Source organism: Rhizobiaceae bacterium (genome assembly GCA_023953835.1).
Taxonomy (GTDB): Bacteria; Pseudomonadota; Alphaproteobacteria; order Rhizobiales; family Rhizobiaceae; genus Mesorhizobium_G.
In genome coordinates, this window is sequence record JAMLJB010000001.1 from 2,807,786 (window position 1) to 2,824,466 (window position 16,681).

At 59.8% G+C, this 16,681-nt stretch carries 13 protein-coding genes; 11 read left to right on the plus strand and 2 right to left on the minus strand.

From position 1 onward, the window contains the following. Positions 1-129: 129 nt before the first annotated feature. The 4 genes from M9924_13200 to M9924_13215 all read left to right on the plus strand — a co-directional run bounded on the left by M9924_13200 (position 130) and on the right by M9924_13215 (position 6,316). A complete protein-coding gene (locus tag M9924_13200; protein ID MCO5065353.1) occupies positions 130-1,785 on the plus strand; it encodes an ABC transporter substrate-binding protein in 1,656 nt (551 codons plus the stop codon). Positions 1,786-1,899: 114 nt separating this feature from the next. Next, positions 1,900-2,937, plus strand: coding sequence for an ABC transporter permease (locus tag M9924_13205; protein ID MCO5065354.1), 1,038 nt, complete (start codon positions 1,900-1,902; stop codon positions 2,935-2,937). Positions 2,938-2,949: 12 nt separating this feature from the next. Beyond that, a complete protein-coding gene (locus M9924_13210) occupies positions 2,950-4,113 on the plus strand; it encodes an ABC transporter permease (protein MCO5065355.1) in 1,164 nt (387 codons plus the stop codon). Between the two features lie 10 nt (positions 4,114-4,123). Continuing rightward, positions 4,124-6,316: an ABC transporter ATP-binding protein gene (locus tag M9924_13215; protein MCO5065356.1), complete on the plus strand. Its 2,193-nt coding sequence runs from the start codon at positions 4,124-4,126 to the stop codon at positions 6,314-6,316. Positions 6,317-6,320: 4 nt separating this feature from the next. Here M9924_13215 and M9924_13220 read toward each other — a convergent pair whose 3' ends face one another. Further along, on the minus strand, positions 6,321-6,905 hold the full coding sequence (locus tag M9924_13220; protein MCO5065357.1) for a hypothetical protein: 585 nt from the start codon (positions 6,903-6,905) through the stop codon (positions 6,321-6,323). 215 nt (positions 6,906-7,120) lie between these two features. Here M9924_13220 and M9924_13225 point away from each other — a divergent pair, with 215 nt between their 5' ends. Beyond that, positions 7,121-8,488 carry an NAD(P)-dependent oxidoreductase gene (locus M9924_13225; protein ID MCO5065358.1) on the plus strand — a complete coding sequence of 456 codons (1,368 nt, stop codon included), beginning with the start codon at positions 7,121-7,123 and terminating at the stop codon, positions 8,486-8,488. Between the two features lie 2 nt (positions 8,489-8,490). Then, complete coding sequence (gene preA / locus M9924_13230; GenBank protein MCO5065359.1) at positions 8,491-9,804, plus strand: NAD-dependent dihydropyrimidine dehydrogenase subunit PreA; 1,314 nt, start codon at positions 8,491-8,493, stop codon at positions 9,802-9,804. Between the two features lie 55 nt (positions 9,805-9,859). On the opposite strand, the gene rutR is transcribed toward preA, so the two are convergent. Further along, positions 9,860-10,495 carry an HTH-type transcriptional regulator RutR gene (rutR, locus tag M9924_13235; protein ID MCO5065360.1) on the minus strand — a complete coding sequence of 212 codons (636 nt, stop codon included), beginning with the start codon at positions 10,493-10,495 and terminating at the stop codon, positions 9,860-9,862. 249 nt (positions 10,496-10,744) lie between these two features. Between rutR and M9924_13240 the strand changes: the two genes are divergently transcribed. From M9924_13240 to M9924_13260, 5 genes are all read left to right on the plus strand, one after another. Beyond that, positions 10,745-12,073, plus strand: a complete 1,329-nt coding sequence (locus M9924_13240; GenBank protein MCO5065361.1) for an aspartate aminotransferase family protein — start codon at positions 10,745-10,747, stop codon at positions 12,071-12,073. A 52-nt stretch (positions 12,074-12,125) separates the two neighbouring features. Beyond that, complete coding sequence (locus M9924_13245) at positions 12,126-13,376, plus strand: Zn-dependent hydrolase (GenBank protein MCO5065362.1); 1,251 nt, start codon at positions 12,126-12,128, stop codon at positions 13,374-13,376. A 53-nt stretch (positions 13,377-13,429) separates the two neighbouring features. Beyond that, a complete protein-coding gene (locus M9924_13250; protein MCO5065363.1) occupies positions 13,430-14,299 on the plus strand; it encodes a hypothetical protein in 870 nt (289 codons plus the stop codon). An 11-nt stretch (positions 14,300-14,310) separates the two neighbouring features. Beyond that, on the plus strand, positions 14,311-15,762 hold the full coding sequence (hydA, locus tag M9924_13255; GenBank protein ID MCO5065364.1) for a dihydropyrimidinase: 1,452 nt from the start codon (positions 14,311-14,313) through the stop codon (positions 15,760-15,762). Between the two features lie 88 nt (positions 15,763-15,850). Then, complete coding sequence (locus tag M9924_13260) at positions 15,851-16,669, plus strand: ABC transporter ATP-binding protein (GenBank protein ID MCO5065365.1); 819 nt, start codon at positions 15,851-15,853, stop codon at positions 16,667-16,669. Positions 16,670-16,681 lie beyond the last annotated feature (12 nt).

Consider the following 16,681-nt stretch of genomic DNA (forward strand, 5'->3'; position numbering starts at 1 on the left):
CAATACAGACAACCGTGGCGCTTTCGTCGTTGCAGACTGCCGCCACTGGGGAACCGTCTCGCGGAACTTTGACAGCCCGGACGAGATGGGAAATGATAACTTCAACAAGATTAAAAATGGGAGTTGGTCATGGCGTTCTACAAAAGCAATGGGGATCGTGTCCCAGATTACATTCAGGAAATGGCGGAAAAGGCCCGAGCGGGCAGGATAGACCGCCGCGAATTTCTCGCCCTGGCGAGCGTCTTTGGCGCATCCACGGCGATGGCGTACAGCATGCTCGGCCTTGCCGCACCCACCCAGGCGCTGGCGCAGGAGCCCAAGAAGGGTGGCGTCCTTCGCATAGAAATGTTCGTCAAGGCGCCGAAAGACCCGCGCATGGCGGACTGGTCGGAAATCTCAAATTCTCAGCGTCAGTCGCTTGAGCCGCTGGTGAAATACACGCGGGAGTACACATTCGAGCCCTATCTGCTCGAAAGCTGGGATGTGAACGACAATGCAACGGAGTTCGTGCTGCACCTGCGCAAGAATGCGAGCTGGACCAATGGCGACGACTTCACTGCCGAGGACGTGATCTACAATTTCAACCGCTGGTGCGACAAGGCGGCAGAGGGAAACTCCATGGCTGCGCGCATGGGCACGCTTGTCGATCCCGCGACGAACAAGGCGCGCGAGGGCGGCATCACCAAGGTCGACGACAAGACTGTAAAGATCGTCCTGCCCAGCCCCGACATTTCGTTCATACCCAACCTAGCGGACTATCCGGGCCTTGTGGTGCACCGCACCTTCGATGAGACGGGAGCGGACTTCACCAAGAACCCGATCGGCACCGGGCCGTTCGAACTCGTGTCGTTCGATGTCGGGCAGAAGGTTGTTTTCAAGCGCCGCGAAAACGGCGCATGGTGGGGTGGTGAAGCACTGCTGGACGGCGTCGAGTTCATCGACTACGGCACGGACCCGTCCGCCAAGGTGAGCGCCTTCGAGTCCGGCGAGATCGACGCCTGCTACGAAACCTCAGCCGACTATCTGCAGATCCTGTCGGACCTCGGCCTTGTCCAGACGGAGATCGTGACCGCCACCACGCTGGTGGCTCGCACCAACGTCAACAACAAGCCGTATGACGACCAGAAGGTGCGCAACGCACTGCAACTGGCTGTCGACAACGCCACCGTGCTTCAACTCGGCTATGGCGGTGCGGGAACGGTGGCCGAAAACCATCACGTCTGCCAGATCCATCCCGAATATGTGGAACTGCCGAAGGTCGAGCGCGACACGGAAAAAGCCAAGGCGATGATGGCCGAGGCAGGGCAGGCGGATTTCGAGCACGAACTTATCACGGTGGATGAGGACTGGCACAAGAACACCGGCGATGCGATTGCCGCCCAGCTGCGCGAGGCCGGCATCAAGGTGAAGCGGACGGTTCTGCCGGGATCGACCTTCTGGAACGACTGGACGAAGTATCCCTTCTCCATGACCAACTGGAACATGCGTCCGCTCGGCGTGCAGGTGCTGGCGCTCGGCTACCGCACGGGCGAGGCGTGGAACGAGACGGCATGGTCGAACAAGGAGTTCGATGACAAGCTGGCGCAGGCGTTGGCTATCGCCGATCCTGAAAAGCGCAAGCCACTGATGAAGGATATCGAGACGCTGCTGCAAAGCTCCGGCGTGATTATCCAGCCCTACTGGCGCAAGCTCTTCAACCACCACGCCACAAAGGTGAAGAACTACGCGATCCACCCGACATTCGAGATCGACCTCGGAAAAGTCTGGATCGACGAATCCGCCTGATGCGATAGCATCTCAGGGAGGGGGTCACCCCTCCCTTTCATGGCGCGGCGGAAAGAGGGGCGGATTGCTGCCCGCCGCGCATGACCCCAACCCGGACGACAGGCAGGGGACGCTATGTTGCAATTCATTGTGCGCAGGCTGGGTGTCATGGCGTTGACCATGCTCTGCCTGACGCTGGTCGTATTCTTTCTGGTCAGCCTTGAGCCGAACCTTAAGAAGCTCGCCATCAGCCAGACAGAGCAGCGGGCCACTCAGGAGCAGCTCGAAAGCTGGCTGACGCGCAACGGCTATCGGCAGAACTTTTTTGTCCGCTACGGCCAATGGCTCGGCGTCGTGAAGAAGAATCCCATTATCGACCCCGCGACCCAGAAGCCTGCGCCGCGTTTCCGCTTCTGCGACGAACCGGACGTGCCTGCCTATTCCGGCATCCTGCAAGGCGACTTCGGCTGCTCCACGAAATTCAGGACGCCGGTCGCCAACAAATTGTTTCCCGCGCTCGGCGCGACAGGCATCCTGATGTTCTGGGTGATGGTCACGATGGTGCCTGTCTCGCTGCTGATCGGAATTCTGGCGGGGATGCGCGAAGGTTCGCGGCTGGACCGAACCTTGTCGGTGGTGTCCATCGCGACGACCGCGACTCCTGAATATGTGTCGGGCGTGATATTCTCCGTCATCTTTGCCTCTTGGTTGGGGTGGCTGAACGGATCGGCGGCGAGCGCCACTGGCCAGGGTGTCACCTTTTACAATTTCACCCTCCCGGTCATGACCATGGCGGTCTACGGCATCGGCTATATTGCGCGCATGACACGCGCCTCGATGGTCGAGGTGATGACCCAGCAATATATTCGCACGGCGCGGCTCAAGGGCCTTTCCTTCGGGTCGGTCGTGGTCAAGCATGCGTTGCGCAATGCGCTGATCGCGCCGTTTACGGTCATCATGCTGCAATTTCCGTGGCTGCTGACCGGCGTGGTGATCGTGGAAACGATGTTCCGTTACCAGGGCTTTGGCTACACGCTGGTGGAGGCCGCGGGCAACAACGACATCGACCTTCTGCTCGGATGTTCGCTGGTCTCGGTCTTCGTGGTGCTGTTCACGCAGCTTCTGTCCGACATCGGCTACGCCTATCTCAATCCGCGCATTCGGGTGCAATAGGGAGCCGAGGCCATGAATCTTGAGTACATCGGCGCCTTCCAGATAATCATTGGCGCGATCGTCCGTTTCTGGACCGTATGGGTGTGCATGGCGCTGGTAATGGGCGCCAGCTACGCATATCGCGGCAAGCTCGGCCTTTATGGCCAGCTTTACAGCACAGGCGTCGGCATCGCCGGTCTCGCGATCTGCTTCTTCTGGCTGTTCACGGCGATATTCTCGTCGGTCATCGCTCCGTTCGATCCGATTGCACAGATCGCCGTGATGAAGGACGCCGCGCCCGGCGCCCTCGTGCCGGAGACATCGGGCGGAGGCGTCTATCTGTTCGGCGGCGACAAGCTGGCGCGCGACGTGTTCTCACGCATGGTCTATGGCAGCCAAATCGTCCTCGTCATTGCGCCCGCAGCCACAATGTTCGCGCTGATGGTGGGCGCGACGCTCGGACTGCCGGCAGGCTATTACGGCGGCAAGATCGACACGGTGCTTTCATTCCTCGCCAACCTCGTGCTCGCCTTCCCAGTCATCCTTCTTTTCTATCTGCTGGTGACGCCGGGGATCATGGAAACCCCCATTCCCTACGTGATGGCGGGCATCTTCTTCATGTTTCCCATCGTCTTCTTCTGCATGCTGTTCTACACGCGCTTCAAGAACCGGCCCGACCGTTTGTATGTCCTGCTCGGCCTGAGCCTTCTGCTCGGCGGCTGGATCTATGCCGGGCTGGTTTTCGATGCGGACCCGCTTGGCATCGTCTCCATCGACCCGAACCAGTTGAACATCTTCATTGCGGTCGTGTTCGCGTCCAGCCCCGGCGTGTTTCGCATCGTGCGCGGCCTCGTCATGGACATCAAGACGCGCGACTATATCGCTGCGGCACAGACGCGCGGCGAATCCCCCTGGTACATCATGCTTTGGGAAATCCTGCCCAATGCGCGGGGGCCGCTGATCGTCGATACCTGCCTGCGCATCGGCTACACGACGATCCTGCTTGGAACGCTCGGCTATTTCGGCCTCGGCCTCGCGCCCGAAAGCCCCGACTGGGGCACGGCGATCAAGGATGCCAGCCGCCTGTTGCGCGCCACCATCCATCCGGCATTGCCGCCCACCATTGCCCTGATGAGCTTCGTGCTCGGGCTTAACCTCCTGGCTGACGCATTGCGGGAGCAGTCGCTCAAGGATTGAGGAAATTGCGATGAACGAAGCCGTCAAAGCCACGTCCGTCAAATCGGCACAGCCGATCCTCGAAATCGAGAACCTGTCGATTTCCTTCTTCACAAAGCGGGGAGAAATCCCCGCCGTCATGGACTTTTCCTGTTCGGTCATGCCCGGCGAGGCGATGGGCATCGTCGGCGAGTCCGGCTGCGGCAAATCGACTGTTTCGCTCGGTATCATGCGCGACCTGTCCAATGTCGGGCGCATCGTCGGCGGACGCATCAAATTCCAGGGCAAGGACATGGGCGAGATGAGCGAGGAGGAGCTTCGCTCCATTCGCGGCAACAAGATCGCCATGATCTATCAGGAACCGATGGCCAGCCTGAACCCCGCCATGAAGATCGGTCAGCAGCTCATGGAAGTCCCGCTGATCCACGACAAGGTATCGAAGGAGGAGGCTTACAAGCGGTCCCTCGAAATGGTGCGGGCGGTCAGGCTGCCCGACCCGGAGCGCATGATGCGTTCCTATCCCCACCAGCTTTCCGGCGGCCAGCAGCAGCGCATTGTCATCGCCATGGCGCTGTTGTCCAAGCCGACCTTGCTGTTGCTGGACGAGCCGACGACAGCACTGGACGTGACTGTCGAGGCGGGCATTGTCGATCTGGTCAAAGGCCTCGGCCAGAAGTTCGGCACGTCCATGATCTTCGTGTCGCACAATCTCGGCCTGATCCTTGAGACCTGCGACCGGATTACGGTGATGTATTCAGGCGAGGCCGTCGAAACCGGCAGGATCGAAGATGTGTTCGACCGCATGCGGCATCCCTATACGCAGGGGCTGTTCCGTTCGATCCCGCTGCCGGGCGCGGACAAGAACTCGCGTCCGCTGGTGGCCATTCCGGGCCAGTTGCCGTTGCCGCAGGAGCGTCCGAAAGGATGCAATTTCGGGCCGCGCTGCCACCACTTCGTGGAAGGCGTCTGCAACGCCGCCGAAATCCCGATGATACCGGTGGAGGGGCACGACGGTCATTTCAGCCGCTGTGTGCGCTTCAACGAAATCAACTGGGCGGAGCTTCCCCCCGGCGCTGACCGCAAGCATGAGCCGGTCAAGCCCGGCGCGGCTGTGCTGAAGATCACCGACCTGAAGAAATATTACCGTGTCGGCGGCAATGAGGTGTTCGGGGCAGGCGGGGAGGGCCGTGTCGTCAAGGCCAACGAGGCCATATCCTTTGAAGCTCGCGAATCCGAGACCGTGGCGATCGTCGGCGAGTCCGGTTGCGGCAAGTCCACCCTTGCCAAGGTGCTGCTCGGCCTCGAAACGGCCAGTTCAGGCAGCGTGACGCTTGGAAACTCGGAAATACAATCGAAGCCGATCGAGGTGCGCGACGTGCAGACCGTTTCGGGCATCCAGATGGTGTTCCAGAACCCGTTCGACACGCTCAATCCGAGCCATTCGGTTGGATCGCAGATCATCAGGACGCTGGAGAAATTCAACTACGGAAAGACGCCCGAGGATCGTCGCAAGCGCATGCTCGAACTGCTCGATCTGGTCAAATTACCTCGTGCATTCGCCGATCGTATGCCGCGCCAGCTTTCCGGCGGCCAAAAGCAGAGGATCGGCGTCGCGCGCGCCTTTGCCGGACAGGCAAAGGTGGTGGTGGCGGACGAGCCGGTGTCGGCCCTCGACGTGTCGGTGCAGGCGGCCGTCACCGAATTGCTCATGGACATCCAGCGCAAGAACAAGACTACAATGCTGTTCATCAGCCACGACCTGTCGGTGGTGCGCTATATCGCCGACCGCGTCGTCGTCATGTATCTCGGACATATTGTCGAACAGGGCACGACCGACCAGATTTTCGCGCCGCCCTATCATCCCTACACGGAAGCGCTTCTGTCAGCGATCCCGATTGCCGACACCAGCGTGGTGAAGAAACACATCGTGCTCGAAGGCGATATTCCATCGGCGATGAATCCGCCCCCGGGTTGTCCATTCCAGACGCGCTGTCGCTGGAAGAAATTCGTACCCGACAACAAGTGCGAAACTCAATTGCCTCCGCTCAAGGACCTCGGCGGCGGCCACAAGAGCCTGTGCTGGCTGGACGACGCGACGCTTGCCACCATGGAGCAGGTCATCAGCTTCGAAGAGAGCAAGTCGAAGGCGCCCGACGAGGACGTTGTGCCGCAGGACGAGCCGAAGCAGAAGCGGAGCGCGCGTCCCCGGAAAAAGCCGCGATAGTCAGCTATCGGCAACTGTTCAATTGCTGGGCGTAGTTTCGGGCCATTAGGTCCGTGTCTCGTGCCACCTTGTCAACGCCGGGGTCCCAATTGCCGCGCTTGTACCCGGTCCAGCCGAGATAGTAGGCGAGGTAGAGTCTGTACGTATCGCCCGGATCAATTCCCAGCGCGCTGGCCGAGCGCGAGTGGTACCAGCCGATGAAGTCGACCGCGTCGTCAAAATTCGACCGCCGTGCGGCAAAATTCCCCGTTTCCGCCTTGTAGGTTGTCCATGTGCCGTCCAGCGCCTGGGAATAGCCATAGGCGCTGGACTGCCGCGTCCACGGAATAAAGCCGAGAAGCTTGGTGCGCGGGGGACGGGCATCGGATTTGAAACCTGACTCCTTGCGCACGGTGGCCATGAGCACGTGCACAGGCACCCCATACCGCGACGCTGACTCTTCGGCGGAGGATCGCCAGCTATTGAAGAAGCCGTCGCGTTGGTCGAAAACCGCGCACACATTGTTGATCTGCGTCGGATGACTTGCGCAGCCCGCGACCGCGAGCAGGACAGCAACGCATGCAATTTTACTAAAATTATACATGTCCATGGCGTGCATATAGCGCCAGATGCTGAATCGTTCCTTACGAGGGTTATTAACCATCCTTCGGCGCGCGCAGAAAACACCCAACCGCTAATTTAACTTGATATAAAAAGTCATGTTTTTGTCATTAAATAGCAATGGCTTAGAATGTTTTTGACTGATTGATAAAAAAAATGACTGTGATACCTTACGCTGGGGAATTTGGTTGGATGGGAGTAAGCATGTCCATTGGGTTGTTCAGGGACGGGATAGAGCCGGGCCGCCTGGCATCGGGTCAGTACGCTGACAATTTCTCCGATCTGCATCCTCCATTGGATAAGCATGAGGCGCTGGTCGAGGCCGACCGCTGCTATTTCTGTTACGACGCGCCCTGCATGCAGGCATGTCCGACCGCCATCGACATTCCGATGTTCATCAGGCAGATCGCCACGGGCAATCCGCTGGGTTCCGCAAAGACAATCTTCGACCAGAATATTCTCGGCGGGATGTGCGCACGCGTCTGCCCGACCGAGACGCTGTGCGAGGAAGCCTGTGTCCGCGAAAAGGCGGAGGGCAAGCCTGTACAGATCGGACGCCTGCAGCGCTACGCGACCGACGCTGCCATGCATCAGCACAAGCAGTTTTATCACCGCGCGCCTAAGACCGGCCGGAGGATCGCTGTTGTCGGCGCAGGTCCGGCAGGACTCGCGTCCGCGCACCGGCTCGCCCGCTACGGTCACGACGTCACGATATTCGAAGCGAAGCCGAAGAGCGGTGGCCTCAACGAATATGGAATTGCCGCTTACAAGAGCACCGATGATTTCGCCCAGGCCGAGGTCGACTACGTGACCGCGATCGGCGGCATCGACATCGAGCACGGAAAGGCGCTTGGTCGCGACATTCATCTTGGGGAACTCGCCCGCGATTTCGACGCTGTTTTCCTGGGCATGGGGCTTGCCGGAGTAAATGCGCTGCGTGTGACGGGCGAGGACGCAAACGGTGTTCGGGACGCGGTCGATTTCATCTCTGAACTGAGGCAGGCGAAAGACCTCTCGCAATTGCCGGTGGGCAGACGCATTGTCGTGATCGGCGGGGGAATGACGGCCATCGACGCCGCCGTGCAGTCCAAGCTGCTCGGTGCGGAGGATGTCACAATCTGCTGCCGGCGCGGTAAGGACGACATGAACGCGTCTGAATTCGAGCAGGACCTGGCGACCGCGAATGGTGTGGTGATCCGGCACTGGATGCAGCCGAAGCGCGTGCTCACGGAAAATGGCAGCGCAACGGGGATCGAGCTTGAATATACCGGGATGAAAGACGGAAAGCTCGTGGGGACCGGCGAAACCATGGTCCTTTCCGCGGATCAGATATTCAAGGCGATCGGCCAGCAGTTCGAAGCGTCGATGCTCGACGGCGGCGAGCCTGCGCTGGTGCTCGAAAAAGGACGCATCAAAGTCGACCCGGAGGGCCGCACATCGATGAAAAATGTCTGGGCGGGCGGCGATTGTGTCGCGGATTCCCGCGAGGATCTCACCGTTTCCGCCGTCGCCGCCGGTCGTGACGCTGCCGAAAGCATCCACCGCGCGCTTGCCTCGAACGGGAGGGCCTGAGCATGGCAGACATACGCAACAATTTCGTAGGCATCAAATCGCCCAATCCGTTCTGGCTGGCATCGGCGCCGCCGACGGACAAGGCCTATAATGTCGTGCGCGCCTTCCAGGCGGGCTGGGGCGGCGTGGTCTGGAAGACCCTGGGCGAGGAGGGGCCGCCGATCGTCAATGTCAATGGTCCGCGCTATGGCGCGATCTGGGGGGCGGATCGCCGACTGCTCGGCCTGAACAACATCGAGTTGATCACCGACCGGCAGCTTCAACTGAACCTTCAGGAGATAAAGCAGGTCAAGAAGGATTGGCCCGACCGCGCGCTCGTCGTCTCGCTCATGGTGCCCTGCGTCGAGGAAAGCTGGAAAGCGATCCTGCCGCTCGTCGAGGAAACCGAGGCAGACGGCATTGAGCTGAACTTCGGTTGCCCGCATGGCATGAGCGAACGGGGCATGGGTTCGGCGGTAGGGCAGGTGCCCGAATATATCGAAATGGTGGTGCGTTGGTGCAAAGCCACCACCCGCATGCCGGTCATCACCAAGCTGACGCCGAATATCACCGACATTCGACGTCCAGCACGCGCTGCATTTGCGGGCGGCACAGACGCCGTCTCGCTCATAAACACAGTCAGTTCGATCACCTCCGTCAATCTGGATACGTTTGCGCCGGAGCCCACAATTGACGGCAAAGGTTCGCATGGCGGCTATTGCGGGCCGGCGGTGAAGCCGATCGCGCTCAACATGGTCGCGGAGATTGCGCGCGATGCTGAAACGGCGGGACTGCCGATCTCGGGGATAGGTGGCGTGACGACCTGGCGGGATGCCGCCGAGTTCATCGCGCTCGGCGCGGGCAATGTTCAGGTCTGCACGGCGGCCATGACCTATGGATTCAAGATCGTGCAGGAGATGATTGCGGGCCTCGAAAACTGGATGGACGAAAAAGGCCATCGCACGCTCGACGACATTTGCGGGCGGGCAACCCGGAACGTCACCGACTGGCAATATTTGAACCTGAACTACATCGCCAAAGCGCACATCGATCAGGAAGCCTGCATCAAGTGCGGGCGGTGCCACATCGCCTGCGAGGATACCTCGCACCAGGCGATTACCAGCATGGTCGATGGCGTCCGCCATTTCGAGGTTATGGATGACGAATGCGTCGGCTGCAATCTTTGCGTCAACGTCTGCCCCGTCGAGAACTGCATAACCATGGTGCCGCTGGCCGCGGGACAGGTCGATCTGCGCACCGGCAAGACGGTGTCGTCCGAATACGCCAACTGGACGACGCATCCGAACAATCCCGCGGTGCGCGAGGCAGCCGAATAGACGAAAAAAAGCGGGGTTGCCCGGACGGGAGAAATCCCGTTCCGGCAGCGGCTTCTCAGTTCCGGGGCCGCAGGCCGTCGATATATAGCGCCTCGAGGAACCGCGCGGCATCGTCGAAGCGCCCATCGCCGTAGCGCTCGGTGCCGAGCACGGCGCGCACCTGGATGTCGAAATCGGCATAATGCTGCGTCGTCGCCCAGATCGAGAAAATAAGATGATGTGGATCGATGGGCGAAATGCGCTTGGTGCTGATCCAGTTCTTTATCAGTTCGGCCTTCTCGTCGACGAGCGCTTTCAAGTCGCCCTCCAGCATGGCGATCACATGCGGCGCGCCCTGAAGCATCTCGTTTGCGAATAACCGGCTCTCGCGCGGATAGTCGCGCGCCATTTCGAGCTTACGCCGGATGTAAGCCCTGATCTCCAGCAAGGGGTCGTGCACGTCCTCGAACTCCCGCAGGGGTTCGAGCCATGTGTCAAGCAGATTGGATATCAGTGTTTGATGCATGTCCTCCTTGCTCCTGAAATAGTAGAGCAAGTTGGGCTTTGACATTCCTGCGGCTTCGGCGATCTGGTCGATCGTCGCTCCTCGAAATCCGTGCGTCGAAAACACGTCTAATGCCGCGTCGAGAATGAGTTGGCGCTTCTCTATCTGGATACGGGTGCGCTGAGGCGGCTTGACGGGTGCATTCATGAGAATTTGCCGGGATATGCGGACGAAAACTGGCCCAATGGGCTGGACCAGATATTGGTTGATCGTGGCGCGGGAAGTTGCAGTTCCATTCGCTTAGTAATCCCTTGACCACATCAGCGGCGATGCTAACGTTTGTCCAATCGGTAAAACCTTTCTAGCACAAAAATGCAGAAAAAACCAAGCGTTGGCACCTGGAAACCTGACAACACTCCCCGGTGTCGGGGAAGCATCTGAAAGGAATACATGGCCATGTCCAATCGCTTGAAAGTTACCCCCAACGACCTCTCGGCGTTCTGGATGCCGTTCACGGCAAACCGCCAGTTCAAGCAAGCGCCGCGCATGCTCGTTGCGGCGAAGGATATGCACTATACGGCGAGCGATGGCCGCAAGATCATGGACGGAACGGCGGGGCTTTGGTGCGTGAACGCGGGCCATTGCAGGCCGAAGATCACAGAAGCGATTCGTGAGCAGGCCGGCGAGCTTGACTATGCACCGGCATTCCAGATGGGCCACCCCATCGTTTTTGAGCTGGCGAACCGGCTTGTCGATCTCGCCCCTGCGGGCATGGAACATGTATTTTTCACCAATTCGGGCTCAGAATCGGTGGAAACCGCTCTCAAGATCGCACTTGCTTATCATCGCGCGCGTGGAGACGGCTCGCGCACACGGCTCATTGGGCGCGAGCGCGGCTATCACGGCGTGAATTTCGGCGGCATTTCCGTTGGCGGCATCGTCACCAACCGAAAGATGTTCGGCACATTGCTCGGCGGTGTCGATCATCTGCCGCACACGCATCTGCCCGGCAAGAACGGCTTCACGCGCGGCGAACCGGAATATGGCGCCGAGCTGGCCGACGAGCTTGAACGCATCGTTGCACTGCACGACGCATCCACCATCGCCGCTGTGATCGTGGAGCCCGTCGCCGGTTCGACTGGCGTGCTGATCCCGCCCAAGGGCTATTTGAAGAAGCTCCGCGACATCTGCACGAAGCATGGAATCCTGTTGATATTCGACGAAGTTATCACCGGTTTCGGCCGTCTTGGAACGCCCTTCGCGGCGGACTATTTCGGGGTCGTGCCTGATCTCATCACCACCGCCAAAGGCATCACCAACGGAGTGATCCCGATGGGGGCGGTGTTTGCGAAGAAGGAAATCCACGACGCCTTCATGAACGGCCCGGAACATATGATCGAGCTATTCCACGGCTATACCTATTCCGGCAATCCGATTGCCTGCGCGGCAGCGCTCGGCACGCTTGACACCTACAAGGAAGAGGGTCTCCTGACGCGCGGCGCTGAACTCGCTCCACATTGGGAGGAAGCGCTGCATTCGCTGAAGGGCGAGCCGCACGTGATCGACATCCGTAACATCGGGCTTGTCGGCGCAATCGAACTTGAGCCGATTGCGGGCCAGCCGACGAAGCGCGCCTTCTCCGCCTTCGTCAAGGCGTTTGAGCGCGGAGCGCTGATCCGCACCACCGGCGATATCATCGCGCTGTCTCCACCGCTGATCATCACAAAGGGCCAGATCGATGAATTGATCGATCATGTGCGAGAAGTCCTGAGAATGGTCGATTGAAGAGTGCGCACGGTTCGCGCGATCACTGCTGAAATGAAGTGAGGTTGTTAAATTGGCTGCACCCGGAGAAAATCTGAGGATCAACGCGGATCGCCTGTGGGATTCGATCCACGAGATGGCAAAGATCGGACCGGGTGTCGCGGGCGGAAATAACCGCCAGACTCTCACGGACGAGGATGGCGAGGGCAGGCGGCTCTTCCGGAAATGGTGCGAGGAAGCCGGCCTGACCATGGGCGTCGATAAAATGGGCACCATGTTCGCGCGTCGCGAGGGCACCGATCCTGAAGCTTTGCCCGTCTATGTGGGTTCTCACCTCGACACGCAGCCGACCGGCGGCCGGTATGACGGTATTCTTGGTGTCCTTGGCGGGCTGGAAGTGATCAGGTCGATGAACGATCTGCGAATCAGGACGCGGCACCCCATCGTCGTCACCAACTGGACGAACGAGGAGGGAACGAGATTTGCGCCTGCAATGCTGGCCTCGGGCGTGTTTGCAGGCATTCACGAACTCGACTGGGCCTATGATCGCGTGGACGCAAAGGGAAAGCGCTTCGGCGATGAGCTGGAACGCATCGGCTGGAAGGGCGACGAGGAAGTCGGCGCGCGCAAGATGCACGCTTTCTTCGAGCTTCATATCGAGCAAGGCCCGATCCTTGAGGATGAGGGCATCGATATCGGCGTGGTCACGCATGGCCAGGGTTTGAAATGGCTGCAGGTCACCATCACCGGCAAGGAGAGCCACACCGGCTCGACACCGATGCCGAAGCGTCGCAACGCAGGTCTCGGCATGGCGCGGGTAACCGAACTCGTGCACGAGGTCGCCATGGACTATCAGCCGGACGCGGTGGGCGCGATCGGCCACATGGAGGTCTATCCGAACTCGCGGAACATCATTGCCGGGCGCACGGTGTTCACCATCGATATACGCTCGCCCGACAAGCGCGTGCTGGACGAGATGGATGCCCGCATCCGCGAGGGGATCGCCACCATATGCGAAGCACTCGACGTGAAGTTCGAGATTGAGCAGGTCGGTCATTTCGACCCTGTGACGTTCGATCCGGGCTGCGTGAAGGCTGTTCGAGACGCTGCCGAACGACTGGGCTACTCGCATCGCGACATCGTTTCCGGCGCGGGACATGACGCCTGCTGGATCAACCGCGTGGCGCCGACCGCCATGGTCATGTGTCCGTGCGTCGACGGCCTGTCGCACAACGAGGCCGAAGAGATTTCCAAGGAATGGGCGGCGGCCGGCTGCGATGTCCTGTTCCATGCCGTTATCGAAACTGCGGAGATCGTGGAATAATGTCGGGGTTGGCCCCAAACCGTTTCGTCCAGACCAACAGGTCCTGACCCTATATGGATGTTGAAGAGCTCCTCCAGGGCGTGGTGCGCTTCTCGAACTTCATGACTTCGAGACTGCTGGTCGCCGGGGTGGTGTTCTACGTTTTTGCCGGGTTTGTGCCCATCGGCAGCGCGACCGAGGGTTTCCTTCCGTCGATGGACCTCTTGAACGGGGTTGTCGAGAACTACCAGAACATCTTCGATACGCTCGGCGTATCGGATGTCGCGATTTTTCTGATCCTTTTCATATTCGTGACGACCATCCACCTGACCTATGTGATGTTCGAGGCGATCGGATATTACCTCCCGCCCACGATCGTGCCTGCGGCGGGATGGTCGACCATCGATGACATCACCCACAAGGCTTTCGAGACATTGAGGGTCGCGCGCGGCGAGGAACACACCGAAGAGGAAAACCAGCGGCTCTATGAATTTTCCAAGAAGTTGCGCGGCATAGAAGTCGACAGCGACGAATACACCAAAAATAAGGTGCAGGGCACGTTGTCTGCCTTTCGCATTTCCAAGACATTCGTCCTATTGTCGCTTGTGGTCTGGCTTTATGCCGAATTGTCGGGAAGCTATGCGGGAAATCCGCACTATCTGCTGGTGGTGTTTGCAATCGCGCTGGCAACGACGGCAATATCGGCGCTGTCGATATTCCGCATGAACTATGTCCGCATAAGTCGCCTGCGGGCGGACATCATTGCGGAACTTCTGGAATTTTCGCGCATCTGGGTGGATGAAGAACATCAGCGCCAGATCGCGGCGAGTTGCGTGCCGAGAGGCACGTCGAAGCCGGCCACGCTGGCCGTCGCCGTGCCGGTTTTCGGGACGCTCGATATTCTGGTGAGAGATTTGCGCAACTGGCGCTCAAGACGAAGTTGAGGAGCATCCCTATGTCCAAAGTCATCAAGAACGGCACGATTGTCACGGCGGACCGCACATACAAGGCGGATGTCCTTTTCAAGCATGGGAAGATCGAGGCAATCGGCCCCGACCTGCATGGCGATCACGAGTTCGACGCGACCGGGTGCTATGTGATGCCGGGCGGCATCGATCCGCACACCCATCTCGAAATGCCTTTCATGGGCACCTATTCCGCCGACGATTTCGAGAGCGGCACACGGGCCGCACTTTCAGGCGGCACCACAATGGTGGTGGACTTCTGCCTGCCGTCTCCCAACCAGTCGCTGTTGGAGGCGCTGTCGATGTGGGACAACAAGACGAGCAAGGCGGCTTGTGACTATTCCTTCCACATGGCGATCACATGGTGGGGCGAGCAGGTTTTCGACGAGATGAAGACCGTCGTCGAGAGGGGCATCAACTCGTTCAAGCATTTCATGGCCTACAAGGGCGCGTTGATGGTCAACGACGATGAGATGTATGCGTCGTTCCAGCGCTGCGCCGAACTGGGCGCATTGCCGCTCGTCCACGCCGAGAACGGCGACGTCGTGGCGGCGCTCAGCCAGAAGCTTCTGGCCGAAGGCAACAATGGTCCGGAGGGTCACGCCTATTCTCGTCCGCCGGAAGTGGAAGGCGAAGCGACCAATCGCGCCATCATGATCGCCGATATGGCAGGCGTGCCGCTTTATGTCGTGCACACCTCCTGCGAGCAGGCGCACGAAGCCATCCGTCGCGCCCGGCAGAAGGGAATGCGGGTTTTCGGCGAGCCGCTGATCCAGCATCTCGTGCTGGACGAATCAGAGTATTTCAACAAGGACTGGGACCATGCCGCGCGTCGCGTGATGAGCCCGCCCTTCCGCAACAAGCTGCATCAGGATTCGCTCTGGGCTGGCTTGCAGGCCGGATCGTTGCAGGTGGTCGCGACGGATCATTGCGCATTCACCACCGACCAGAAACGCTTCGGCGCGGGGGACTTTACGAAGATCCCCAATGGTACCGGCGGACTTGAGGACCGGCTTCCCGTCTTGTGGACAAAGGGCGTGAACACCGGTCGGCTGACGATGAACGAGTTCGTGGCCGTAACCTCGACCAACATTGCAAAGATACTCAACATGTATCCCCGCAAGGGCGCAATCGTCGAAGGGGCCGATGCCGACATCATCGTTTGGGACCCGAAAAAGAAGAAGAAGATCAGCGCCAAGTCGCAGCAATCGATCATCGACTACAATGTGTTCGAGGGCGTCGAGGTGACAGGCTTGCCGCGTTTCGTCTTCACGCGTGGCGAAGTCGCGGTGAACGACGGCAAGGTCGATGCGCGCCCCGGTCACGGCGAGTTCGTGGCGCGCGAGCCGAACGGGGCGGTGAACCGGGCGCTTTCGGCGTGGAAAGAACTTACCGCGCCGCGCAAGGTCGAACGCACGGGGATTCCGGCATCCGGTGTGTAGCGGGAAAAGGGGCGAGGATTTCCCTTGCCGATAAAAATATGTCAGGCAAACCTGACGCGGGAACACGACAAGAAGCCAGGATCGAAGTTTGAGTCCGAGCCAGCAAGACAAAGGGGCCGCCGGAGCGAGGGGTGCGGTTATCGCCGCATCGGGGCTGGGCCTTACATTTCAAACGAGTGACGGGCCGGTACAGGCCCTGTCAGACGTCGATCTCACCATTGAGAAAGGCGAATTCGTCTCTTTCATCGGCCCGTCGGGCTGCGGAAAAACGACCTTCCTGCGCACCATCGCGGACCTTGAAAAGCCGACCGCCGGAACGCTGGAGGTCAACGGCATGAGCGCGGAGCAGGCGCGCGAGGCGCGCGCCTATGGCTACGTGTTTCAGGCCGCCGCCCTGCTTCCATGGCGCACAATCGAGAGAAACGTCGCGCTGCCGCTTGAAATTATCGGCATTTCGGCGGCGGAGCAGCGCCAGCGCGTCGAACGCACGCTCAGCCTCGTGAATCTCACCGGCTTTGAAAAGAAATATCCTTGGCAGCTTTCGGGCGGCATGCAGCAGCGCGCGTCGATTGCCCGCGCGCTTGCCTTCGATGCCGACCTGTTGCTGATGGACGAGCCGTTCGGCGCGCTCGACGAAATCGTGCGCGACCATCTGAACGAACAGTTGCTCGAACTTTGGGCGCGCACCAACAAGACAATCTGCTTCGTCACCCATTCCATTCCGGAGGCCGTCTATCTTTCGACGCGTATCGTGGTCATGTCGCCGCGACCCGGTCGCGTCACCGATGTGATTGAATCGACGCTGCCGCGCGAACGTCCACTCGATATTCGCGAAACGCCTGAGTTTCTGGCCATCGCCGCCCGGGTTCGCGACGGCCTGAGGGCGGGGCACAGCTATGACGATTGAGAGCGGCGGCGC